Below are 24,618 nucleotides of genomic sequence, written 5' to 3'. Positions count from 1 at the left end.
AGTTATAGCTTCATTTATTAAAATGGAGGGGATATCGTAAAATATTGGTTGTTTTTTGCTTCATCTAATGTCGCGATTCGAATCGGGATTGTATTATTTACGGCTTCAAGGCCGTATTCCAGCACTTTACTTCTATCTGCAGCGCTTACGATGTTATAGCCTTTGCTTCCGGATTTTTGAAAGAACCAAAGCTGGCTTAGCACAGATGTATTGTCTGCAAAAATCAATTTTTGGCTCCCTCTATCCCATGTCAAGACTTTATTGGAAGAACTAAGAATGTAGAATGCTCCCCTAGGCCTCCGGTATTCTAACCTGAATTTCTGATCAAACATTGTTGTTGAATTTGCCATAATGGCTTCACCTGCAAAGCTAGTCATATATCTTTCTGGATTCAAGGACTTAAAGGAAAAAGTTCGCCCCGCAACCTTTTTAGAATAATCTTCATTTTCCTCTTTCAGTTTGTCCCATGCATTTCCTACCTTTACAATTGAAAAATTATCCAAGTAAGCGCTTCCCGTACTATTTGTCGAAATTTTTAATTTATTAAAGTCGGCTGGAAAATCAAATACTTCAACCATTACCTTTTGTCTGCGATATCCGTTAGGAATATCGAATTCATTTGTTGTTCCACCGAACTCAATAGTAGCCTTACCCGCGCCATTTCCTTTCATATCCATGATAACTAGATATTTTGAATTGGCTTTTAAAACAATCCCTTCCTTGTACACTTCTCTGTTCGGATCTATCTTGTAACATCTGCCGTTATTCAACCCATTCGTCGGGTCATATGAACCCCCCTTCCAGTCTCCCTCTTCATCCTTGAAATCATCCCATACTAGCGGGACACTGATGTGAATATTCATCCCCGGCCGGATTGTCATATCGTAGAAATTTTTTATATTCTTGTTCCCTTCCAGTTCCTTTTTAATCTTTTTTTCCGTTCTGCGATTATAAATAAAATGGACCAGGTTCGGACTCAGAATATGCGTGTTATCCGCACGGTCAAAATACCATCTATCCTTTTCTTCGTAAGCCCCTATCGCTTTTTCCAACGCTTGGCCCAATGTAAGCTCCGGTGTAAGGTCATTGGGATTATCAGGGTCTTTTGCCGCAATACGGCGCTCTATCATCGGTCCGCCTGTAATATCTATCAGGATTCCGGTTGTCACGCGCTCAATTTGCGGGATATAATTGGCCCACTCGTTTTCCTCTGTAACGACTTGTCTTCCTGATGGATCTCTTCTTGCAAATGCTCCTTGAAATTGGGTCGTTTCCAATTTCAATTTCTCTCCATTTTCTAACCTGTCCACTTGATTGATATTCATGGAAATAGGAGTGGAGCTGAACTGATCTAACGTATTTAAGGCAATACCATGTAAATGTCTTTTAGGGTAGGCCTGACTCGGAGCCAAGCTGAAAGCTTCCTGATTCTTTTCTCCTGTGATGGTAGCAATCGTCTCTTTCCCTAATACTAAGTTTGTGGTGGGAAGAAATTTATACACAGGGGCTGTTCCGGTATTGTAATAGCGGATATTGGCATTTACATAGGCTGTCTGCGCAGCGTGTAAACCTAAGTGTGTGGACCAGTCCTGTCCTGAAGTCTGTGCAGAGTTAACCGTATGCGTAGACGTATGCGAATAACTGCCGGTAACGGATCCTGAGAACCCTTGCAAGAGAGAAAAACCCGCGCTAACATCAATTCCTTCCGTATTGGAGGCACTGGAGCTGGAAGATGTCTCCCGGCTGACACTCTTTCCTGACGATGAACTAAATTCTTTATTATCGGACAGAATTAGCCTTTCCATCCCCACCGTGATACTTGGATACGCTGCAACAAGCGGATCCCAAGCCACTTTGTGTATATTGCGATCTATTCTTCCGCTGGCTTTTTCCAAATCAGTGTAGGGGTCCCCTGCCGTATGGGATTCGTTCGGATTGGACACATATTTTTTGTATCCTTGAGCGGCATATTTCTCATTCCATGGTACAGCCACATTATTAATTACTGTATATCCGTTTATTTCCCATTCATCATAAATTCCATCCTTATCCGTATCTATAAGCTTTTCTTCATTCCCTTCCGCTCGAGGTACAATGCCCACGGGGAGACTATCGAAGGAAATTTCTCTGGGAATGGAGAAGTCCTCTGCTGCGATCTCTTCGGTTTCTTGCCGGTTGCATGTATATTTCACTTCTAATTGAAGCAAGTCTTCTTGCTTTACGTCCGGGTTCCCAAAATAGAGGATAACAAATGTATAATGCTCGCCTTCTGTCAATGTTACTTCATTATCTTTTACTTCTTGTCCGTCCACAAAGATATGTGTATACGGATTTGAGCTGGTTATAAATTGATATAGGCCCGTTTGCTTTGGTGTAAAATCGGCAATCCATCGGGCTGATTTTACTTTCTTTTTCAAATCGGCTCCTTCCAACTGGCCAGGATCGATCTTAAACCCATTCATCCCACGCCCGCTGACAAAAGCCGGTTCGTCCAAATTCTCTCCATAGAAAAATTGTCCCACAGACTTTAATACTTGTTGATCTTGTTGATTTTCCACGGTTCGCCTCGTCTCTTTCATCATTATTCCTTCCTTCTTATTTATTTTTCCCTTTGATACACAAAGCTACATCAAGTACGCAATCTGAAACTTGTGAATTATCCATGCCACTCCATTCAAATGTAAAATGGTTTTTTGTTGTTCCATTTCCAAATGAATTGACAATTCCGGCATAATGATATGCTCGAGAAACAATCGTTCAGACAGCACCAGAAAACTATCATGATTATTATCCAGGATTGAACCAGCAATCCCCTCTGTGAGTCCAGATATGTCCCGATTCGGTACGACAGAAGGACGGACAAAAAACCTTTATCTTTACTGGAAGCCGGAGAATAATAAGAATATTTATACTATTTAGGTTGCATCCACGGAATGTCCGGTGATATATTCAGTTGTGCAAATATATAAAATATTGTTTATTTTCTTAATCGAAAAAGTGCCATGGAATAAGGTCTGTGCATCATCATAATGATAAGGAAAAATATTCACTTTCATCACCTCCTTCAATACCGAACAAGATTTTGAAAAGGCTTGACAGATAAAATCTTTCCCTAATCTTTTCCTTATAAAATCAATCCTCCTTTCTGTTACGATTAAAGTATAGCTTTTGAAATTCCTTAAAAAGGATACATATTTTCATCTATCAATGAAAAAAGTGTAGAGAAACCTAAACGGAGGGCACCCCGTAATCACCTTCCAACTTCCCGCCACGAATCATATAGCCGGTGTCCGGAGCGGTCTTGCCCATTCTTTCTTTCGCACTGTGTCGTGTGAAAATTTATAATATAAAAATAGCTGTCAAGATTTTCTCGACAGCCTGAGAACTGTATGCAAAAGAACCATTCGAAAGGGCTTTCAAACTTGAATCAGTTTAAATTTTTGTGCTTTAATATACGGGCTGCTAAAATCATGCTGCTCATTTACTTTAATATTTGTGCCATTGTCAGTGTCAGCCTTATCTACATCCAATACGAAATAAGGATACTTTTTATTCTTTAAAATATGATAACCATCTCCTGTATCCTCAAGGAGCCAATAATGCTCATCTTTCCCTTGATTAGGTGTAGCAAATACATTCCTTGAGCCCATGTAGTCATTCCAGGCTAATACTAGGCTCTCATCGTACATATTTTTAAATTGATACGCCTTTTTCGTTTCATCATTGATAAGTTTCCATTTTTGGTTTAGAGCACCGCCATATTTCCATAAATGAACATCCCCGTTTTTTTGTAAAGACATATCAACGACACTTGAGTCATTTAAAGCAGTTACAATTTTGTAAGTATTGGAATTTCCATTATTCAATTTCATACCTTTTATACAAAAAGCTACATCAAACACACAATCTGCAATCTCTTCTTCATCCATACCACTCCACTTCACTACTTCACTTCTTAACTCACCAATAGAAGTATTGGTGTCAATTTTGATATTTCCTGCAACAGAACCGGAAATGGCGTCAGTGACAAAATGGATAATCACATCCACGATAGGAGCTGCTATTCCTAATATCCATATCCACCATGGAATATGGCGCTCGTAACTTACCTTTGGATTGCTGTCAGTCTTAAATTCAATTTTCTTCGAAGCTTTATTAAAATAAAAAGTATTTTTCGTTTCGACTTCAAATGTTACATACGAGCTTGCCAGTCCCGTAATGTCACAATTTCCCGCTGCTTTCATCCGAAGGCTGTTCCCTTCGACTTGTATTTTTAACTCTGTTAGTACCGGATAATAATCGATTAAACCCCATCGTACCGAACCGCAATTTATATTCCTGCTATTCTTAATGACCCCGCTTGTATTCGATGTGCCTTCAAATGTAAAATGGTTTTTTGTTGTCCCGTTACCGAATGAATTTGGCAATTCCGGCATAATGATATGCTCCAGAAACAATCGTTCAGACAGCACCAGAAAGCTATCATGATTATTATCCAGGATTGAACCATCAATCCCCTCTGTGAGTCCAGATATGTCCCGATTCGTTACGACAGACAGAACGGACAAAAAACCTTTATCTTTACTCGAAGTCGGAGAATAATAAGAATATTTGTACTTTTTAGGTTGCATCCACGGAATGTCCGGCGATATATTCAGTTGTGCAAATATATAAGATATTTTCTCTTTGTTTGCGATAAACATATCTGCTAGTGTTAACTTTAAAAGGGTGTAAATCATGCTTCCTTCCGCAAATACATGATTTATATCCGGATTAATTACCGTAATTGCTCCTTCCCTTTGATCCCCTTCCTTCCCTCCTTTTACTTGAAAGTTAAACATTAGCTTCTGAATATAGGAATCATTTTTGTCATCAAAGAAACCAAGTTGAACTTCGAAGAGAGGGCATATACCGTTTACCACTGTGCGCTGCCCCATAAAGGTCAGTTCCCCCTCTTTCACAAGGGTTTTCATTCGCAAGAGTTTACTTGATCCCCCGGGAACAATCTCCCAATTATCAAAAGTTAAGCTCACAGATGTGTTTTCATCCTCATAGGTAAAGGTTATTTTATTTTCATTCATATACTTCTTTAGTTGCTTATTTATACTCTCATTTGAATTCACATAAATGATGTCCCAACCGTAAGTATTCACATTAACACCTTCTTTCTACTCTTTCATGCAAACTTCCCGCCTAATTGGAGCGGTCCTGCTAACCCGGCATAATCTAATTTAAAAGTTTCACTGGCATTCCAAATAATCTCGGAAGTCGTATTTTCTAAAAAAGGTTCGATGCTCGGTGAAGTATTAATATTCCAGTTTTGAATAATATCAGGGGTTTTAGCTAAAACACCCGTCAATATTAAGATGACAATGGATCCTATCAATAAGGATGCCCCTGCTGTAAATATGGCTAAGATAGCCTCAGCTAAAAGTCCTATAATGACGGCTATAACTTCCCATACCCAATTTGAACCTTCTTTGATGACATAATGTGTTACCGTAGGCTGTAGAGCTTCTTCATATGCTATCGTTTGTTCGCCATTTCCGTTTTCCGCCAGTTTTAACTTATACCAATTGATCGTTCTGCAACCTACCACGCCGCCTACTCCTATAGAAGTTTCTGTGGCCGCTTCAAGCTTTAATGTGTCATTCACTAAGCTTAGACTCATTTCCGTCATATACGGATCGTATCTTGATCCATTCACTTCTACCCTATCCAACTTAATTTTTTTGTCTTTTTTCAATCTCAATATATATTGGTATTGGCCTGCTTCCCCGCTTGCATTGATTACCTCATAGTCGTTGATCGTGGAATACTCGAACTTCATTGGTAAAGTGGGTAATAACACATCTAGTAAAAATCGTTCTTCTGCAATTAGAAACCCGGCATTCGATGATTCGGGAATGACATAGGCATCCAACTTTTGTTGCTGCTGGATTCCCCCTTTTCTGCCTCCGGTCATACACAATACTCCCAACAAGCTTTTGTCCAGGTTTTCTTCAATATCTGTGTATGCATAATCGACATAAGAAGGTTTGCACCAAGTCCATGGTTCCTCATCGCTAATGTACAGATTCAAGTTAACGACACTAAAAGTGTGGTTGAACGCTTCCAGGTTCAATGTCAACCATGTAATGATTTGCTGCATAAATAATTCTTTCAAGATCGTCTGGAGATCAATAAACAAACTGCTTTTCAAGCTCCACGGGAAAAATAGACCTTCAACATTTTTGATCGAAATGGCTATCACTACAGGATCATAAATTGGATCAGCGCTTGTTGATTTAATTTTCAAGTCATATAACTGTTCATTCGTTGCCTTATTCGATATAGTTTCATGTGGCAGATAATTAAGCTTAACCTGGACATTCAAATCCGCAGATTGAAATCCAAATTCACCTATAAATAGATCCTCGTTCAGAAACGTCTGAAAATTCCGAACAGGTATATTCATTCGAATGCTATTTCCATCACCGCCGGTAATAATTTGCCATTCTCCAAAATCCCCTTTGAAATTATGAGTTGAATCATTCAGCTCAAAATGTTGCGGACTGCTTTTTTGCTCCCTTATAATGCGGTTAACCTCTGCAATAGGAATGGCAAATACGGTATCCCAATTAAAAGTGCTGGTTGAATGGGTAATCGTCACGTGCATCGTCACCTCATTACTTTATTAAAATTTTAATAGTGGGGAACGTCTTGTCCGGCGCTCCCCGCATGTACGTGTAATTTTTTACTATAGAAGGATTGCTTTTGATCAAATCTTTACTTTTCCTTATTTAGTTTTCCACCCATTAAATAAATGCCTTGAAGCTGAGCGGTTTCAATCTCAAATTCACTGTTATCGGGCCAGTTTACGGTTCCTACGCAATTCGCGACAAATTCATGGATTGTTGGGAGTAATGAATAATGTTCTTGTTGTGCATTTTGAATGGCTCCAATAATGGCCGTTGGCACCATTCCCCCTACTGCTCCCCCGACTACTCCTCCTATAACCTTATATTTATTTTTCCATATCTTTGAGAAAAAGCTCTCCGGCTTATTTGCTACTTCATTTATGATTTGCTGAGTAGTGATTCCCGGTCTAGTGAATAAGGTAACTTCATCAGCTGCTTCCTGACTCATTCTTCTGAAGAATGCTGCCCCTGTTTCTCCGGATTCCTGAGCTATTTCTCTCATGGCGATCGCGACACTTGATCCTAGTTCGGCTGACATCCGGTTACCGGATTGCCGGAAAGCTTTTCTTACAACATCTTTTAATTTTGTGAATATCTTACCGACAGGAATGAAACCTACCAAAATTCCGATAGCGACCCCTGTAACGATTTCAATAATCAAATTCTCATTCTTCTTCCAATCTTCAATCGTAAAGGTCATTAACATGGTCGGATCCGTATTTTCAATTGGAATCAAGACGTTGCTATATTCTTTACCTAATTCATCAACGCCGCTTTTTAGGGTAATGTCAAAGCTTTGCTTATAATTAACATGGCCCATAATTCCTCTTGCCTGTTCCCAGTACAGGTCTTCCATCTCTAGCACAAGCTGATTATTGATTATGCCCAGTCTGAATTTACCTTCATCAACATAACCAGGCACGTCATTCCCCGAGTCATTTTCTATTGTGGCAAACTTAATTCTCTCTTTATTCGAGATAACCAATCCATTATCTGTTTTTTCAAATTGTTCTGGTGTACCAATCTGCATAGCAACTAACGCATTTTCCACCCATTTCTCCACAAATAATGGCATATCAATTCCAAAGGCTGACTCATTGTTCACTGCGTGTAATAATCGGGCATCTACTGTGTGCTGTGGAAATTTATTTACATGATTCTCGACCATCGACATAACGGAAAAGACACTCTTGTCCAAATCCGGCTTCTTATTTTCATCCTCGACGCTTGCTACTCCGTAATAAGCGGTCGTCGGCTTCAACCATTGGAAATCTTCGTTTTTTGCGGTTTCTTGTAAAAGAAAGTAGGAAAAAATATTTTCGAATTTATCGATATTTTCATTTAACCATTCCTTGAACATACTCGTTGCGATACTGTTCAACAACGGACTTGCCAGGTCTTCGGAATAGTACGAATCCACAAGAACCACTGGGGGATTCTGATTTTGGTCCCGGTCTGTTTTCACTCTCAATTCGACTTGGTTCCCATCATTCAAACCGGTAGGATCTTCAATCGTTTTTTCTGTTGAATTGAAATATTCTAATCTCACTTGAACTTTCAAGAACGCATCAGAAGAAAAGTCGTAGGTTTTATTACCGGTTTCATTGGTAAGCGAGCTATTTTGACCAATTTTACAAATAAAATTTACATTTTGCCCGTCTGCTCCTGTGGTGATTTCCCAAGAATCAAATGTTCCTTTCATATTGAACAAAAATCCAAAGTCAAGATCCTCAAACTCATATTTGAAATCCTTAGGATACAGTTCTTTCTCTAGAATGGTTTTATTTACATTTGAGAACGACGTTACATAACCGGTATCCCATCCAGCCAGGGTCAAGTCATTTGATGTACGAACATGGATCCTGTAATTGTTGACATGATTATTTAATAGATTTCTATGTTCTTTAAACCATGAGACGAACAAATGTTCTAACAGATTAGATGCAACTCGATTCTCTTTATCAAATGGGAAAGAATGATGGATAGAGTATAAGGCATCTTCTTTTTCTGAAAACTTATACATCTCAGTGGAACTGCTTTTATCGATTTCGATTTTCGCGCAAATTTTAATCCAGCTGTTTTTTAAGTCATACTTATTTGTTTTATTTTCTACATCCACTTCCAATGTTCCATCTTCTATATAACATTTATAAATAGGATATTGTCCCGTGCCTTCATTCGTTAATTCCCATTTCAGCCATATTCCTGTGACTTTTGCCTTCATGGTCTGCTCATTAATTTCTTGAGAGAAGAAGCTTGGAAAGTTCCTTGCAAGGATGCTTCCTTGATTTTTCACATCATTAACTGTTTGATTCCAATCATAGATTGTAAGGGTATCCAGTTTTCCGGCACTCATATTGATTCCTCCTCTATATTCCTCATGTAATTGTCAACAGGTACTTTTCATTCCCTATAAAAAGCTCCTTTATTTTCTGATGCAGCATTCCTTTTAAAACCAACTTATTCGCTAATTTATTTTCTAAATCGGTGCTTACTACCATCAAGTCATAGTTGTTTTTCTCTAATCCACGTACGTTTCTAAAAATCAGGTTTTTTTGTTGAGTCGGCGGTATTTCTTGCAAGTACTCTTTTTTAAGAGCTACGACAGCCTTGACTCCTGTGACATTTTCTTCATACATCTTATTTTGATGCGCATCTTGCAAAAGGAATTGGCCTTCTAAAAAATGAAGTTGAAAGTAAGCATAATTGTAATGGTATTCTTTGTTTATTTTCTTGATCGAAAATGTGCCATGGAATGAGGTCTGCGCATCATCATAATGATAAGGAAAAATATTCACTTTCATCACATCCTTCAATACCGAGCAAGATTTTGAAAAGGCTTGACAGATAAAATCTTTTCCCAATCTTTTCCCTATAAAATCAATCCCCCTTTCAGCTACGATTAAAGTATAGCTTTTGAATTTCCTTAAAAAGGATACATATTTTCATCTATCAATGAAAAAAATGTATAGAAACTTAAATCGTAATAACCTTCCGGCTTCCCACGAATCATATCGCCAGTGTCCGCAGACGGTCTTGCCCATTCTTTCTGATACAAAAATAGCTGTCGAGATTTTCTCGACAGCCTGAGAACTGTATGCAAAAGAACCATTCGAAAGGGCTTTCAAACTTGTATCAATTTAAATTTTTGTGCTTTAATATACGGGCTGCTAAAATCATGCTGCTCATTTACTTTAATATTTGTGCCATTGTCAGTGTCAGCCTTATCTACATCCAAAACGAAATAAGGATACTTTTTATTCTTTAAAATATGATAACCGTCTCCTGTATCCTCAAGGAGCCAATAATGCTCATCTTTCCCTTGATTAGGCGTAGCAAATACATTCCTTGAGCCCATGTAGTCATTCCAGGCTAATACTAGGCTCTCATCGTACATATTTTTAAATTGATACGCCTTTTTCGTTTCATCATTGATAAGTTTCCATTTTTGGTTTAAAGCACCGCCGTATTGCCATAAATGAACATCCCCATTTTTTTGTAAAGACATATCAACGACACTGGAGTCATTTAAAGCGCTCGCAATTTTGTAATTATTGGAATTGCCATTATTCAATTTAATACTTTTCACTAGTTTTTTTTCTTCCCAATTATTATTTGTTACTTTGTACACATTCATCGTATCCATATCATATTCTACGATCAAATAAGTAGATTGCGATGCACTACCCGATAAAAACACAGGTACCTTACCAAAAAATCTGCTTGCTGAATAAGTTCCTAAGCTTTTGTGATAATGTCCAGCAAATACAGCTTTCACATCATACTCTTCCAATAGGTCAATAAATCTCTGGCTTGGTCCCCCCGTCCAGCCGTCCGCTTTGTGTACATTTACAATAATTGGTTTACCAAGTTTCGAAGCATGTTTCAGATTTGCTTCAATCCAATCTAAGTTTTGATGGATCTCATAATAATTCGAGTAGCTTCCTCCATATGCGTTCATGGTTGGATAATTGTTTAATTGTAGTGAATAGATTGTACCGAAATCAATTGCATAAGCAAAACTCCCCTTCCAAGGTTCACTCCAACTTGTAGAGGCTTTTTTGATATCATATTGGAATGTCGGCAAACCAAGTTTCTCAATGTGACTCTTTAGCATCAACATCGATCCGCCAAAACATGCATCATCAGCACAGTCACCTTGATTATTTTCAATATCGTGGTTGCCTAGCCCAAAGTAGTAATTTCTATTGAGGATAGGAAGAAGTGTATGAAGCATTTTGGTCCGCTGCCAAGAATGCCCGAATGCGGTTATATCTCCATTGATAATAACCGAAGATTGTTGTTTCGTATTATTATAGCTATTAATACTTTGATATTGCTCTCGTATTAACCTTTCAGACTCTCTTTCTTTCTCACTATCACTTTCTGGCACGTTATTATCTGTATTTTTGGTCCAAGGATATTGCGGATCTGAAGTAATGACTAACGCTCTTCCTTTAGGAATAGGTTTATTCAAGTCTGTACTCAAAGTAAACTCGTAATTATGTCCGCTTAGTACCTGAAGTGTTTTTGCGCTTATCGTTAGATTAGGGTTCGGAGCATGGTTATTCTTAAATATATATGTGTTGTTTTGAGTTTTCTCAACTCTCCAAAAACGTGTATACTGTATATCTGCTGCAGGAATTGTAGATACAATGACAGAACTTCCCTTATTTCTATCCCATGCAAGATATCTATCCGTATTTGCTGGTTGGATAACATATCCGCCAATCCCTTGCCAATTAGGGGACTGATACCTAATGTCCCATTTTTGAGACTGCTCTCCAGCCCATTCTGCAATTACCGCTGAGGTACCTTCATGTTGTAAAACTTTACTTTCTTTGCTGCCATCGATTTGTATTTTGTACGTACCGTCTGGAAGAACATTAGCTGCTTTTTCATCAATTAATTTTTTCATGAGTACCCTCTCCTTTTTACGAGTCAAAATTATACACGGAAATAACCCTCACCTTATGCAAATCACGATAACAAGCAAAGTATATCTGTAACTTTCTAAAAAAAAGCACACATATTTTCACCTATTAATGAAAAAATATATGCCTTAATGTGAACGCTCTCGATCTTGTCGGGCCCGTTCTGCCAAAAAAAGAAAAACGGGACGTTCAGGTTTAAACCTGAAACAGCCCGTTTTATCGAGGTAAAAAAGCTCGGATTTCCTCTTATACTTTAAAGTAGGAAAGTTGAGAGCGAAGATCAGCAGCCATTTGAGTCAGTTCTCCGGTGGATGCAGAGATTACTTCCATCGAAGCGAGTTGCTCTTCTGTCGCCGCAGAAATATTTTGCGAACGGGAAGAGGAAAGTATAGCTGAATGATTAACAGATTGAACCGTATTTTGTATTGCTTCGGCGTCAATTGTCATTTGATTTACGGAAGAGATCACCTTTCCAATATGGATGGCTACTTCATCTACCGATTCCTTGATTCCCTCGAAAAGCTGTCCTGCATCGCCAACGGCGTTCCCCCCGGCTATCACCTCATTTTTTGTCCTTTGCATGGACTGCACCGCCTCGGATGCTTCATCCTGTATCGCGTGAATTAAGTTGCCGATTTTATCCGCTGAATGAGAAGACTGTTCAGCAAGCTTGCGTACTTCGTTAGCTACAACCATATAGCTGCGTCCTCTGTCCCCTGCTCGCGCGGCCTCAATGGTAGCGTTTAATGCAAGCAGATTTGTTTGTTCTCCAATGTCTTTCATCAAGTCCATGATTTGCGCAATCTCGCCGGAGCGTCTATTTAAGCCTTGAATGGTCTCTTCGAGGTTCGAGATGACTCGATGAATCGATTGCATCTGGGTTTCTGCGAACTCAATCGCTTTATTCCCCTCCGTTGATTTATGGGAAGCGTTCGTTACGGCTTCGTTAACGGAGGCAACTTGAGTCGTAATTAACACATTCGTATCTTGTACCATCTGATTTAAACTCTCTACAGCCTGATCCACCAGCAGCACCTGGTGATCCGCACCCTCCGCTATTTCCTGTACATTTTGTGCAATGTGTTCACTTGCTGAACTCGTCTGAGATACGCTTTCGTTAAGCTGCTCGGTAAATGACCCTATTTGTTGCGATGTTTGTGCAATTTGTTTCGTAAACCCGTTCACCCTATTGAGCATAGAATCAATTGCATCTGAGGTTTGGCCGATTTCATCTGAAAAAGGATAATCAATCTTCTGGGTCAAATCCCCTTCTTCGGCCTTTTTCATGACTTCACTGACTTTTTTGAGCGGCTTGACAATGATTCTGGTAAATGCGATGCCCATGCCGGCTCCAATTATCATGAGCAAGACGGTTACCCCTAGAAGCAAACTTCTAGTGGTGACTGCTTGTTTCGAGCTCACATCACGTAATTGCTCGGCTAATTTGATATTCAAGTTATTTACAGATTAAACATGATCATCCATTTCATTTAAAATAGCGAGTCCTGTTGTCTGGATATAATCATAAGCTTCTTGGCTCTTATTCGCTCTTGACAGTCCTAAGGCGTGGGTTACGGCCTCCAAGTATTTAGGATATATACTGAGCATTGAGTTAATGAGGACTTCCTCCTCAGGAGTTAAGTTCGTTTCTTGATAAGCGGCAAGATTTTTTCTGTTTTTTTCAACCGCATCCATCACATTTTTTTCTATGTCTATTCTTTTTTGATAATCACCCTCGAGTATGTCTTGTAAAATTTGGGTATGTATAAACTGATTTAAAAAAGAATAGCTACCCATTATAATGGAAGGCACTAAGCGCTCATTAATGATTTGTTCCGTGTTTTTCGTTATCGAATTCAAGACACTAATACTGATAATGTTGGAAATGGCGACAAATAGAATTAATGTGGCTACCAATAGTGACAACTTTTTTCCCGCCGATATATTTCTCAATTTCGTAATCATTCAGTTCCACCTCTTTATTGAAATAACTTGCTTCAAGTGAAAGCAAGACGTTGAAAAAACTTTTTATAGCTATCCCCCTTCATCCCTCTCTCATTAATTCAACTTAAGTGACTAGTTACATAGATCATTATTTTAATTTATTTGATTTTACGTACATTCTTTTTTTTAGCATTGAAGTAGAGAATAAATATACAAAATTACTTTTTAATTTACAGTTCATTAGTAATCATTTTTCGAGAAAGCACTTTGGTTTATTGTAAGGTCAGTCATGAATGCAGCTATTTGATGCTTGAGTTGTTTTACGATAGCTTTTTTTATTGTTGAAATATCTTCCTCCCTGCAAAAGGCCGAACACGACAGATGTCCATCGGCATAGTATTTTGTGTCCCCGATAACGACATTTATTTTTTCCTTGTAGATTCTTTTTACCATTCCATTCGTTGCTTTAACTTCAAGGTATCTTTTCGTCTCAATCAATAACTTCCATTCGCAAATTTGAAACTGAAGCTCGTCTCTAGTAAGCTCACCGATCACTTGAAATAAAATAGACTTATTATTCACACTAGTATTCATACTACGTTGTTCCTTCCTCATTTCTAAAGTATGCTAACGGTAACAAAAGTAAGATTAATGATCAGAAAATGTGTAACTAGATAAAGGGAGATAATATAGATGAAATGACGGAAGGGGATACGTGCGGAGAGTTCAGAACAAACGGAATCGTTTTACCCGCAGTTACCATGATCAGACACCCGTTTTAATGCATCTTGAATAATATTAATATCATAGCTGGACGGTATTGGGTCTATATGGATGATAGGAATGTTATTGGGCAGCAGAGTATAACTTTGCTGATTGGTCGTCACTATGATATCTATATTTTTCGTTGAGGCTAGATATTGCATCTCATGGGCATGATTTGTAGTAACCATTTTGATTCGTCCGCAAATATTTTCAAGCAGCTTCAACTTCACATATCTCATAACACCGATTTCACTTACATACAGTAATATTGTTTTTTCTTTCTGCTTCATATGATAGCCTAGCTTGCTGGCCACAAAGAACATCGTAATGTCGGCAACATCATCTTCCCTCATGGATTCTACATAATTAAAATAGTGGTGCATGGCCTCATGGACTGACTTAAAAATACTGAATTCACTCTCTTTAATCTTTATCGTATATTGATTCGCATTACTGTGAATTCCGGTAATCCATCTTATACTTGCGTATTTATAATAGTCATATAATTGTTGAAACAAAATGGGGTCGTCGGAAAAGGGCAACCGTGCTTTTTCTTCTATGGATTGAATCAATTTACTAACAGGATCCATATGACACTGCTCTGCCATTTCATTAAGAGTCTTCGTGCTCCCTGCCATTTTTCCCTCAATTCGCGGTACCCCAAGGATCAGAGCCGCTCCATATTGCAATTCATGAGAGCCTGCCCTTATATGCAGTTTTTTTAGATGTTCTTCAATCATTGGAATAATCCAGTGAAATGAATCACTGGATTCACAAAAGACTGTTGGATAAACAAATTTTGTAATGTACTGCTTTTTCAAAAGGCGACTTTTCCAGACAGACCATACAATCGGAAGTTGGATATAGGAAGTGTCAGAAAACTTAAATCTCCCTTTTTGTTCAATTGACCCCATAAAAGTACATATCGAGTTTAAAGCATCCGGTTGTATCCAAGCCGTACTGTTTTTATTCAGGTAATAGTCAAAATAGAATTGTCGTAAATGAAACTCATTTCCATGAATTTTCACAGGTTTTGTTCCTAATTTTAGATGGTATTTTTTCAACTCATGTTTTAATATCTTTATAATTTTACTGATTGTACTCACACTATAAAATAATTTTTGGCTGAGTTCTGTCAATGTACACCCTGACTCATTATGAATGAGATATGCTATTAGATGTTGAACTCTATCTGTTTCATTTAGTAACTGTTTAAATGGTACAATTGGTTGGTTAGAGGGACGATTGATATGAACCCCCTTGCCCCTCCGGCTTTCAATAAACCAAGTATCCGGTAAAAAAGACTTTAGTATTTCCAGATCATTTCTTATCGTACTAACAGAACAACTCAGCATCGCAGCTAATTGTTGGGTTGTAATCCAACCGTCATGCTCCACTAAATATTGGTATACAGCAACAAGCCGCTCTGTAGTTTTCACTTCCATTCACCTCTGATGTGTTCCGTGCTCACTACCTTCTTTTAAGGAGCGTAAACCATCTTTCATTATGGAGGATTCCAATAGAGCTGTTCATAGATAAATAGAACTAAAATTTGTACTTTAGTATATGAGCATATTTTCATAATATGTATAAAGCACTGTGTGTGCTTATTTTTTATCAAAAAATGAGCATGTTCTTGGTTGGTTATAACTACGACCTAAGACCAAATTTGGTTCGCCAACATGGGCAAACTTTCATTTCTCCTCGCGTGTCGCCAATGCTACCTCTTGCGGTGAAACAATCAGAGCCCGCGGGTTTACCTCAACTTTTTTGCATAAATCTCTCGGCAGCGTATTGGCACACCAATGACTATAGTACAACTGATAGCTTTCATTTCTAACGACAATCAAGTTCGCCTGATCTCGTCTGCGGGAAATTAAGACTCTCCGGGAAGCACAGCAGGTTATCCTTGATAATGTAAAACAAAATCTTAGTGTTTCAGAATGGGCAGGGTATCTGGGTAATGCTGCCACAGTAGTAGGGATAATCACTGCTTTCTCCAAGCATTCCGTATGGGGATTGGCAACTGGTCTTGTCGGTTTATTCACATCGTTGCTGCCGAATGAAAACGATCGGCTTAAGGTACATCTTCAAAATGGAATCGACTATCTGAGTTCACTTCGAGACTTTTTGGATGACAATCGAGAATATGACGCAGTTAAAGCGAAACTTCCGTTTTTAGAGTATCGTAATGTTGATGGAACTACTCGATTTGTTATTGGACAAGGCTACATCACTGGGGTTCCTTTTTGTTGATGGCTTGCTCAAGAAACTTTAATTTATCGATTACGGATTCATCTGAAATGGTGTAAAATTTCTCGGGTTCATAAGATTTACTCATTGCAATCGTTCCATTTTCTGAAATTTTGAGAGATAATATGATCTTGGTTACTCCATTTACTTCGCTTTTAATAAAAATCAGGTACATTGGATTCCGATATGTAGAAGAATAAATGCCCCTTACTTGTATTTCAGAAAGAGATTTTATGAATAATTTTATTTCCTGTTCGTCTTTCAAAAAAACAAATCCCGATTCTTCTGTCTTAGCGTCTTCGGTTTTACTTATTGAAATCGATTTGATTTCTTTTTCTTTCAAATATTCTTGAAGTACTTCGTGGAATGCAAAGGATTTCGCATTCAGAACATAATCATAAAAGTAGGGATAACCATATATCCCTAGATTAATAAGGGCAATGACAAGTACAATCCCAGAAAGAACGGGACGATGTTTTTTTTCCATTCTATCCCTCCTGTTTAATGGCAAGTGTGCATTACATATATTTTACCAGAAAATATAAATTAAAGAACCAAAAAATCCTATTGCCAGGAAGGGGGCATATCCAATCCTATCGTCATCACCTCATTCGTATAAGACTAATGCCCCTCTATATAGGTAGATGTTGCCATGAGCGGGTGTGTACAGAAAAGAGCCTCGGGTCTAATCCCCAGGCTATTCGTCTTTATTTACATCCCGGCTCATTCTTTGTACAATTGCTGGGTGGAGGTATGAACATGAAAAAGCATTTATACATACTTGGACTTGTGTGGGTGCTGCTGCTGACGGCCTGCTCTCCAACAAGCCTACCAACTGCCAGCCACACCGCGCCGCCGCACCAGGCAGCAGCCGGCACGCTGAAGGTGTATTATCTGGATGTCGGTCAGGGAGATTCTACACTGATTAAGACTCCAAAAGGGCAGCATATCCTTATAGACGGCGGAGACAATCCTAAAGGACAGAATGTCGTCGAAAATCTTGAAAGCCTCGGCGTCAAGCAGTTGGATGCCGTGATTGCGACACATCCGGACGCTGACCATATAGGCGGACTGGATACAGTGATCGATGCGATTCCGACCATAAGCGTATATGCGCCGCGGGTCTCTCATACAACCCAAACGTATAAAGATTTCCTTCTGGCCGTCAAAAATCGGGGGCTGAAAATCAAATCAGCTAAGGCTGGATTGTCTATCCCGCTTGACGGCGTTACTGCCGAGTTTGTCGCACCGGTTAGCGAATATGGCAAGGATCTGAACGCATGGAGTGCAGTCCTGAAGGTAACGTATAAAGATACGTCATTTTTGTTTACCGGGGATGCCGAGAAGCGAAGCGAAACGGATATGCTGAAGCAGACAGAGCTGCTGCATGCCGACGTGTTGAAGGCGGGGCATCACGGTTCGGACACGTCAACGTCACAGGAGTTCCTGAACGCCGTACATCCAGCTTACGCGGTAATCAGCGCGGGAGCAGACAATAAGTACGGTCATCCGAAGCAAGCGATTTTGAACAGGCTCAAGAAGACCGGCGTTACAATATTCCGGACAGACAAGCAAGGTACAATAACGGCAATCAGCGACGGTGCGGAAATAAGGTGGGAGACAATGAAATAGCCCTGCTTCTTCAGCAGGGCATGCGATGAAAGTGATCCTTGAGCGCAGACGCAGGATACAGCCATGTAACTAGTAAATAAAGGCCCGAGAAACGATAACAAGCAAAATGAAAAGAACCAAGATCACACCCGTCGAAGTCCAGAGACCGCCGAGTCCGCAAGATCCAACATCACCCATCCGAGTAACCCCCTTTCCCTAGGTTCATACTCATAGTATTGAAGTTGCGTTCGTTATGACTTGGCTATATCCCATACAGAAAATAATTAGGCTATTTCCGGCAAGCTATTTATTCTAGACCCGAATCAATGCTACACTGGTAGCAGAACAGCATTGATAAGACAGAGATTGGAGCAGAGACCTGACATGAGTTACAGCATTGTATTTTTTGACATCGATGGCACATTGGTCAATGATGAGAAACGAGTGCCGCAAGACACGATCGAGGCAATTGCAGAGTTAAAAGAAAACGGGGTTGAACCCGTCATCGCCACGGGGCGTGCCCCCTACTTCTTCAAGCCGCTTGCCGAGCAGCTTCAGATTGAGTCTTTTGTTAGCTTAAATGGGGCCTACGTCGTGTACAAAGGAGAACCCCTCTATCAACGCCCTCTCCCACGCGAGAGTGTAGAGAAGCTTGTGGAATATGCGGGCCGCAACCGTCATCCCCTTGTGTTTGAAGGCAGCGAGCAATTTTTCGCGAATGCCGAAGCCCATCCCTTCGTCGTCGAATCTATCGATTCCCTCCGTATCGATCGGCCCGGATATGATCCTGACTTCTGGAGCAAAGCCGATATCTATCAAGTGTTTCTGCATTGCGAAGCGCAGGACGAGCATTTATATGACAACATGTTCGATGATCTTCGGATGATCCGTTGGCATTCCAAAGCGATCGACGTCTTGATCAAGGGCGGCTCCAAGGCCGTCGGAATCAAAGCCATGCTGGAACGATTGAACCTGGCACCGGAGAATACCGTCGCATTCGGCGATGGACTCAATGACATGGAGATGCTCCAGCAAGCAGGTCTCGGGATAGCGATGGGCAACTCTCATCCGGAACTGCTGCCTTTTGCTGATTATGTTACCTCTTCGGTAGATGAAGGCGGCATCCGCCAGGGACTGCGGCATGCCGGGTTAATTGCATAAATTATCGCATCGGGGGTTAGCGGGCTATGGTCCGGCTGACCCCTTTTGTGCGTATCACCTATCTTCACAGATAAAGCTCCTGCCAGTATGTACGACAGGAGCTTTGGGCTTATCATGGATGCGCGCGCATCCCTTGTTCATCTAAACTGATAGCGGTCGGACATCCCGAAGGAAAGCGTCAGCACGCCGCCATACTCCAGCAGATCCGCGCCCTCCTCTTTTGCTTTGCAAATCACACTGTATATCGAACTGGTGCCGATGTACTGCCTATACACCTCATCATCAAATTGATCCGCGCGAAAGCCCTCAAACAAAGCGTCATAGATTAGATAATAGCTGGCAAACTGAGTCCGATAAACCGGAAAAGATTCCTCGCCCCTAAATAGCAAGCACTCCTCATTATAGGTCAGCGAATCGAAGGCATGCTCCGCACAAATTTCCGGTAAAAACGAATACAGTTCCTCCGCCAAGCTGGCATCCTGCAAGCGCTCCGCTAACCGCTCCGGAAATTCCTCATACTTCTCCTGCGTATCACATTCCATGAACATCTGAACGGCGGTATGTGTAGCGGCCGCAATCTCCTCGGCCTGATAAGGATACGGCGTGTACGTCTCCTCGGACTGCCGAAGCAAAATAAATTGCTTCCGGGAAGCAATGCCTTCGACTTGCCATTGGCTTACGATGTCAGCTACGATCTGGCCAAGTTCAGGGCTTGGAATATTATTAATGCGGCATTCGCCGGTAATATCGTCCCCATGCTTCGCGCCATAGATTTTGATGTAACAGAGCTTCTGATTGCCAACCCGCTTCGCAATCTCATCCTTGAGCGCTTCCCAATACGGGGTTGCACGCATGTCGTCGGAAGACTCGCCGAGACCCACGATATTGCTCTTATACACCTTCCAGTGATGTTCCGTGTCACCGTATTCCGAGCGGAGGCGGTCAGGCTCCCTATCCTGCTCCATGGAAGCGATACCCTCCATTAACGACAGGGCAAAGCTTCCGATCGCCATGCCGAGAGCATCTTTTAAGCTGCTGCCCATGCCTGCCGACGTTTCGAAGATATCGCGATCCCATCTCGGGGAACTCAAGTGAAACTGAAGCATAACGGACTGCTCCGACCATCTGGCCACATGAGGACGGATCGTAACCTGCCATGCCGGAATAACGATACGATCCCCCTCTATGATCTCCTCCGCCTCGAACAGTCCCCTCATCCCGCGATGCAGCAGGAAATGTGCGGGATCCTCGATGTTTTCATTGTCCCAATCTACCCATTCTTCTCTTTCTGTGCTCATCTTGCAGCTCCTCTCTCGACTTCAACAGTTGCAACTACAGGGACATTACTTCTAACTTATCGTCATTTCAGTGCGTTTTCAATACATATCTTGGAATACGGAAGCCGAGGAATTAGGTTTCATCCTGCTGTCATAATTCATCCAATACTTTATACGTCTCTTCTAAATGGCGGGTATAGGAAGCCTCGTCTTCGCTGCTGATTAACTTATCTTCCCCGTTCCATTGCCTTCCTTTTATCCTGTCCCCATACTCTTTCCAATAATTTTTTATGCGCTCTTTATCAAGGACTTTCAAAAAACCTTCCAGGCGAGGCACACGATGCTTGGTATGGCCGAATGTCGTTTCAAAATTGATAAAAAGATAATACAAAAAATAATCAAAGCCTTTTTCATTTAACTTCGGATTAAAACAAATGTTAAAAAGATAGTTATTGATAGACTTATTGATGCCTTGCCCGTCTTTATCGCCTTGCATATTGTAATAACCACAAGGTATGCCGCTGCTATAGATCGTGCTCCCTAATTGATAGATAATAAAGTTCAGCAATTTTGATTTCCATCTTTGAAGTTTGTTGTTGAAATCCTTATTCGTGATCTGCGATTGAATATAATCGTAAGAGCGGCCACAAATCTCTTCGGCAGCCAGCCCCATCACTTCATCGAAAATATTGATGTGCTTGTCTATATATCTGTTTTTGAATACCTGGAATATATATTGAGAGAGTTCACGCATTTCTCCGATAACGATGTCATTGACACTGCCTTCCGTAGGATTATTGGGTCCGCCATGTATAGACAATGCCCTTGACAAATTAAACATATCCCCGCCTCTATCTGCGCAGCAGCATAAGCGGAAGATCAATAAATCGCGCAGCCCAAGAAGCCCTCTCTCCCGCTTGGCCAGGGTATCCAATATTCCATTCTGTCTATGCTGCTTTTCTCCAAAAATCCATTCTGCAATTTGAATGACATGGTTGTCGCTGTTATTCCAATGCTGCCCTTCTTCGTCCACCCATCCAATTTTATCCAACAATTTCGCAATGAAAAAAATAAGCGTAAAGCTTCGAAAACCAACATTCATGTTTTGGAGGTCAAGACTTGAATATTGCGGTAATGAATCCAGCGCATAAGAAATAATTTCATTTGCTTTTGCTGGTGTATATTCACTGTGCGGTGAATTAATTAGAATTCGCCAAATTTTTTCATGATTGGCCTCTCCGCTTGAGAAGGAAAACTCTTCACGCTGCAACACCTGAGTAATGCTTGTTCTATGTAACAATTCATTTTTCAAATTGACATAAAATTTATACTGCTGTGTGTGGGCTGGACGGGATACTTTAATGATAAGATTGAGGTACTGTTCCAAATTTCTGCCGCCGGGGCTCCACTTCGATCCATTAAAACAAGCATAGGAAGTGAATTGCTCCTGAGAAATATTCTTCCCCGATCCCAGTCTTTGCTTGGCGTCAAACACTTTATTTAACACAACCCTTTGATTTTCAGTCAGTCCTTCCAAGTATGCCGTATACTTCGTGGAATTTTTATAGATATCTTCTTCGCTTTGCGAGTCATCGTCTGTTGGATAGTCATCATCATAGATTCGAATGAGTGAAAAAAATCCTCGCTTTCCCTGTGCCTCCGTATTGTATATTTTCCTGAAAATATTAGGGTAATTGATGTAGATAATCAGCAGATGTATCAGATCATGCTTGTCAAAATCCGAATTCGAAAAATCCAACTGTTCAACCTCGAGCAAGAGCATCGTATTAATGAGTCTTTTCAGTTTTCTTGCATCACCTATAAAAGGAATGTACAAATCATATTCTTTCGAATGAAATATATCCTTGAGCCCCTCGACCGCCTTGGCTACCAATTCAGGGTTGCTTAGCAGGTTCCTGGCTAATGATTTATCTGTGTTTTCCGTAAAATATTTCAACAATAATTTATGATCAATGAACAAGCTCGTTTTTATATTGATAAATTTTTCTAAAAACTCATTAATTTTTTCCGTATCTAATTTTTGATGCTCGAGTGCAGCAAGATTCTCGGTGTCATAACAGAGCACATAAGATAAATTCGGAAGGATAAAGGATTTTTTAATAACGAACAGGATCTCTTTGATATTGGAAAAGGTTAAGCGGTCTAAATCATCCACAACAATCACGATTTTCTTATCGATCGTTCTCAGGACCATTCCTAGCCTGTCAAATGTCGTCTCAATGGAAGACTTGTCGAAAGGCAACCCAAAGCGAAATCCCAGAATGGACAACGTTAACTTCGAATCATGTAGCAGCTTGACATACCGTGCCATAAGAGCTTCCAGTTCCGGGGCGAAAAAATTTTCTTTTATCACCTTCATGAGGCCCTCCGCAAATTTCTCCATCAGGTTATCACTGCTCTCAAATCGAAGCGGATCGAACATGTACACGATAATTTTATCATGGTAGTGATGATCCCAATGCTCTTTGCACAGATTGACAAAGGTCGATTTCCCGGTTCCCCATGGCGCATCAATTCCGAATACCAAGCTTTCCGGCGAACCTTGGTTATATACCCTCTCGGCAAATCTCACGGCCATGTCTGAAAATTCAAACGCATCATCATGTCTGCTTCGGCCTTCTTTATCACTGATGAAGCTCGAATCTCTATAAATCTTTGTCATCCGTTTCATCTGCCGCTCTCTCACCGTTATCGCCGCAAAGAAAGCAAGGGGAAGGGAGAGCAGCACGGCCATTGTGGACCAAGCCTGCACCGCAATCCAATTACGGAGATCACCTATTCCGATACCTCCAATGAAGAACATCGAGAGTATGCCGGCAGCAAAAACGATGAGGAGATCATATCTCCTGCTCCTTATGATGAACCTGGCGTGTTTCCAGAGCTCTCTTTTCCGTTTAACCAGGCAGGACCCCATGATGAGAAGATACAGCGCGCCTATCATCCAGAACCAGGTTTCCTTATGATGATGAATGGAGCTGCTATAAAAACTGAAAACAATTCCTATACACCCAAGTACAATTTCCGCCAATAGAACGCCAAATAAAAACAATTTACATAGCAGGTAATGATTTATTTTCCTAAATTCACCCTTATCGTTTGTGTCCAGCATCTTCAGTTCCTCCGCCATCCCTTTATTCCATCAACGCTCGTTTATCCTCTCGTATTATGTCTAATATCGATTTAGGAACTTTATGTCATAATAAAGAGATAACTGAGTTTTTTTCCAGATGTCTGCAAGCCGAATAGGAGATATGAGCAGCGGGAACCTCTATATATCATGTGAAGCGCTGCTTAGGTGCTTAGATTATGTGAATAAATAAACGATGAATTTCGCAGCATAAGAGAATCAATATAACCTTAGAGGAGGTTGTGCTTGTGGATCTGGCTTGGATTTGGAAGTCCGCCTTTTTGGTTTTTGCGGGCATGGTGCTTCTTCGGATTGCAGGCAGAAAATCGATCTCGCAAATGAGCGTAGCCACGACTGTTATCATGATTTCGATTGGGACGACTATCGTTCAACCGATTGCCAACAACCAACTCTGGAAAGCGATTGGTTCAGCTGCAATGTTCATCGTAACGCTCTTACTCATTGAAATTTTACAATTAAAATTTGATTGGTTCGAAAAGCTTATGAGCGGGAAATCTGTCGTCGTGATTGAAAATGGGCAAATCAATCAAAATAACCTGCATGCTATCCGAATGACCGTTGATCAACTGGAAATACGACTTAGGCAGCAGGGAATCGCTAATATCAGCGACGTTAAAATTGCGACATTAGAGCCCAATGGCCAAATCGGGTACGAATTAATGAGGCACGCCAAACCGGTAACCGTTGGAGACTTAGAGCGCCTTCTTGACAAGAAATCAGGAACGGAAACGGGACAAGGCCCCCTTTTCCAGGAAGTAAGCCAAAACCGTCATCCGAATCCAATCGACCCCAAGCTTCAGTAAAATGCGATGAGTATCAAGCTC

General features: G+C 40.5%; 17 protein-coding genes. 3 read left to right on the top strand and 14 right to left on the bottom strand.

Annotated elements, in window-relative coordinates; all coding sequences use genetic code 11:
* Positions 1-17: 17 nt before the first annotated feature.
* From NNL35_RS16375 to NNL35_RS16325, 11 genes are all read right to left on the bottom strand, one after another.
* Complete coding sequence (locus NNL35_RS16375) at positions 18-2,582, bottom strand: binary toxin-like calcium binding domain-containing protein (RefSeq protein WP_006677557.1); 2,565 nt, start codon at positions 2,580-2,582, stop codon at positions 18-20.
* An 834-nt stretch (positions 2,583-3,416) separates the two neighbouring features.
* A complete protein-coding gene (locus NNL35_RS16370) occupies positions 3,417-5,153 on the bottom strand; it encodes a TULIP family P47-like protein (RefSeq protein WP_254553602.1) in 1,737 nt (578 codons plus the stop codon).
* 23 nt (positions 5,154-5,176) lie between these two features.
* Positions 5,177-6,652 carry a TULIP family P47-like protein gene (locus NNL35_RS16365; RefSeq protein ID WP_158000479.1) on the bottom strand — a complete coding sequence of 492 codons (1,476 nt, stop codon included), beginning with the start codon at positions 6,650-6,652 and terminating at the stop codon, positions 5,177-5,179.
* A gap of 116 nt (positions 6,653-6,768) precedes the next feature.
* Complete coding sequence (locus NNL35_RS16360; protein WP_006679593.1) at positions 6,769-9,036, bottom strand: TULIP family P47-like protein; 2,268 nt, start codon at positions 9,034-9,036, stop codon at positions 6,769-6,771.
* A 22-nt stretch (positions 9,037-9,058) separates the two neighbouring features.
* Positions 9,059-9,544 carry a hypothetical protein gene (locus tag NNL35_RS16355; RefSeq protein ID WP_254553601.1) on the bottom strand — a complete coding sequence of 162 codons (486 nt, stop codon included), beginning with the start codon at positions 9,542-9,544 and terminating at the stop codon, positions 9,059-9,061.
* Positions 9,545-9,804: 260 nt separating this feature from the next.
* The gene (locus NNL35_RS16350; protein WP_254553600.1) at positions 9,805-11,598 is read right to left on the bottom strand and encodes a metallophosphoesterase; all 1,794 of its coding nucleotides are present in this window, start codon (positions 11,596-11,598) and stop codon (positions 9,805-9,807) included.
* Between the two features lie 262 nt (positions 11,599-11,860).
* Entirely contained in the window at positions 11,861-13,069 is a 1,209-nt protein-coding gene (locus NNL35_RS16345) for a methyl-accepting chemotaxis protein (protein ID WP_254553599.1), read from the bottom strand.
* A gap of 12 nt (positions 13,070-13,081) precedes the next feature.
* Positions 13,082-13,579 carry an MCP four helix bundle domain-containing protein gene (locus NNL35_RS16340; protein WP_006674517.1) on the bottom strand — a complete coding sequence of 166 codons (498 nt, stop codon included), beginning with the start codon at positions 13,577-13,579 and terminating at the stop codon, positions 13,082-13,084.
* Positions 13,580-13,798: 219 nt separating this feature from the next.
* Positions 13,799-14,152, bottom strand: coding sequence for a hypothetical protein (locus tag NNL35_RS16335; protein WP_006674518.1), 354 nt, complete (start codon positions 14,150-14,152; stop codon positions 13,799-13,801).
* Between the two features lie 152 nt (positions 14,153-14,304).
* Positions 14,305-15,762, bottom strand: coding sequence for a BglG family transcription antiterminator (locus NNL35_RS16330; protein ID WP_158000413.1), 1,458 nt, complete (start codon positions 15,760-15,762; stop codon positions 14,305-14,307).
* Positions 15,763-16,556: 794 nt separating this feature from the next.
* Positions 16,557-17,063 (bottom strand): hypothetical protein, encoded by a 507-nt coding sequence (locus NNL35_RS16325; RefSeq protein WP_006674520.1) that lies wholly within the window; start codon positions 17,061-17,063, stop codon positions 16,557-16,559.
* Positions 17,064-17,335: 272 nt separating this feature from the next.
* On the opposite strand from NNL35_RS16325, the gene NNL35_RS16320 reads away from it, so the two are divergent.
* The gene (locus tag NNL35_RS16320; protein WP_006674521.1) at positions 17,336-18,208 is read left to right on the top strand and encodes a ComEC/Rec2 family competence protein; all 873 of its coding nucleotides are present in this window, start codon (positions 17,336-17,338) and stop codon (positions 18,206-18,208) included.
* A gap of 69 nt (positions 18,209-18,277) precedes the next feature.
* Here the strand turns inward: NNL35_RS16320 and NNL35_RS16315 are convergent, their stop codons facing one another.
* Positions 18,278-18,385 (bottom strand): YjcZ family sporulation protein, encoded by a 108-nt coding sequence (locus tag NNL35_RS16315; protein ID WP_238535238.1) that lies wholly within the window; start codon positions 18,383-18,385, stop codon positions 18,278-18,280.
* 186 nt (positions 18,386-18,571) lie between these two features.
* Between NNL35_RS16315 and NNL35_RS16310 the strand changes: the two genes are divergently transcribed.
* Complete coding sequence (locus NNL35_RS16310; protein ID WP_006674522.1) at positions 18,572-19,348, top strand: Cof-type HAD-IIB family hydrolase; 777 nt, start codon at positions 18,572-18,574, stop codon at positions 19,346-19,348.
* A 137-nt stretch (positions 19,349-19,485) separates the two neighbouring features.
* On the opposite strand, the gene NNL35_RS16305 is transcribed toward NNL35_RS16310, so the two are convergent.
* Together NNL35_RS16305 and NNL35_RS16300 are read right to left on the bottom strand one after the other, a co-directional pair.
* Positions 19,486-20,646, bottom strand: coding sequence for a DUF6348 family protein (locus NNL35_RS16305; RefSeq protein WP_006674523.1), 1,161 nt, complete (start codon positions 20,644-20,646; stop codon positions 19,486-19,488).
* 130 nt (positions 20,647-20,776) lie between these two features.
* Positions 20,777-23,773: a P-loop NTPase fold protein gene (locus NNL35_RS16300; protein ID WP_254553598.1), complete on the bottom strand. Its 2,997-nt coding sequence runs from the start codon at positions 23,771-23,773 to the stop codon at positions 20,777-20,779.
* Positions 23,774-24,021: 248 nt separating this feature from the next.
* On the opposite strand from NNL35_RS16300, the gene NNL35_RS16295 reads away from it, so the two are divergent.
* Complete coding sequence (locus NNL35_RS16295; RefSeq protein WP_006674525.1) at positions 24,022-24,597, top strand: DUF421 domain-containing protein; 576 nt, start codon at positions 24,022-24,024, stop codon at positions 24,595-24,597.
* Positions 24,598-24,618: the final 21 nt, after the last annotated feature.

Source organism: Paenibacillus dendritiformis (genome assembly GCF_945605565.1).
GTDB classification, from domain to species: domain Bacteria; phylum Bacillota; class Bacilli; order Paenibacillales; family Paenibacillaceae; genus Paenibacillus_B; species Paenibacillus_B dendritiformis_A.
This window is presented reverse-complemented; position numbering and strand designations above follow the sequence as displayed.

Bases quoted from the DNA above. Each gene is read 5' to 3' on its own strand.
- NNL35_RS16375 (WP_006677557.1), bottom strand. From the start codon at position 2,582: ATGATGAAAGAGACGAGGCGAACCGTGGAAAATCAACAAGATCAACAA.
- NNL35_RS16360 (WP_006679593.1), bottom strand. From the start codon at position 9,036: ATGAGTGCCGGAAAACTGGATACCCTTACAATCTATGATTGGAATCAA.
- NNL35_RS16350 (WP_254553600.1), bottom strand. From the start codon at position 11,598: ATGAAAAAATTAATTGATGAAAAAGCAGCTAATGTTCTTCCAGACGGT.
- NNL35_RS16340 (WP_006674517.1), bottom strand. From the start codon at position 13,579: ATGATTACGAAATTGAGAAATATATCGGCGGGAAAAAAGTTGTCACTA.
- NNL35_RS16335 (WP_006674518.1), bottom strand. From the start codon at position 14,152: ATGAATACTAGTGTGAATAATAAGTCTATTTTATTTCAAGTGATCGGT.
- NNL35_RS16325 (WP_006674520.1), bottom strand. From the start codon at position 17,063: ATGGAAAAAAAACATCGTCCCGTTCTTTCTGGGATTGTACTTGTCATT.
- NNL35_RS16320 (WP_006674521.1), top strand. From the start codon at position 17,336: ATGAAAAAGCATTTATACATACTTGGACTTGTGTGGGTGCTGCTGCTG.
- NNL35_RS16315 (WP_238535238.1), bottom strand. From the start codon at position 18,385: ATGGGTGATGTTGGATCTTGCGGACTCGGCGGTCTCTGGACTTCGACG.
- NNL35_RS16310 (WP_006674522.1), top strand. From the start codon at position 18,572: ATGAGTTACAGCATTGTATTTTTTGACATCGATGGCACATTGGTCAAT.
- NNL35_RS16305 (WP_006674523.1), bottom strand. From the start codon at position 20,646: ATGAGCACAGAAAGAGAAGAATGGGTAGATTGGGACAATGAAAACATC.
- NNL35_RS16300 (WP_254553598.1), bottom strand. From the start codon at position 23,773: ATGGCGGAGGAACTGAAGATGCTGGACACAAACGATAAGGGTGAATTT.